Raw genomic sequence first — 581 nt, 5'->3', positions numbered from 1 at the left:
CTGGCCGTGACCGCCGGGTCGCTGGACAACGGCGGCACGCTGCTGGGGGGGGAGGCGCTGACGCTGACGGCGGACGGCGCGCTGACCAACACCGGTCGCCTGCTGACGCCGGGGGCGGCGGTGCTGACGGCGGCATCGGTGGTCAACGCCGGGGAGGGGCAGGCCGGCCGCCTGCAACTGACGAGCGGCGCGCTGGCTAACACCGGCACGCTGGCGGTGAACGGCGGGGCATGGCTGACGCTGGACGGGCTGGACAACCGGGGGACGCTGTCGGCGCTGGGCGACCTGACGGTCACCGGGACGGACCTGCACAACGCGGGGCGGCTGGCGGCGCGGGGGGCGCTGACGCTGAGCGGCAACTACGGCGGCGCGGGCGAGCTGTACAGCGAGGGGGCCCTGGGCCTGAGGGGGGCGGCCCTCGTTAACGACGGCGGGCGCTGGCAGGGGGAGACGCTGGCGGTGACGGCGGACCGACTCGACAACCGCGGCACGGTCACCGGGCTGACGGCGCTGACGGTGACGACGGCGGGGACGCTGACCAATACCGGGCGGCTGGAAGGGCGGCGACTGGCGCTGACGGC

General features: G+C 76.1%; 1 protein-coding gene. It reads left to right on the top strand.

Annotated elements, in window-relative coordinates:
• The coding region (locus FDP13_RS21475; protein WP_234424462.1) for a hypothetical protein at positions 1-581 on the top strand (581 nt) is incomplete at both ends.

Origin of the sequence: Dickeya sp. ws52 (assembly GCF_007210685.1) — a bacterium.
GTDB lineage: Bacteria > Pseudomonadota > Gammaproteobacteria > Enterobacterales > Enterobacteriaceae > Dickeya > Dickeya chrysanthemi.
This window is presented reverse-complemented; position numbering and strand designations above follow the sequence as displayed.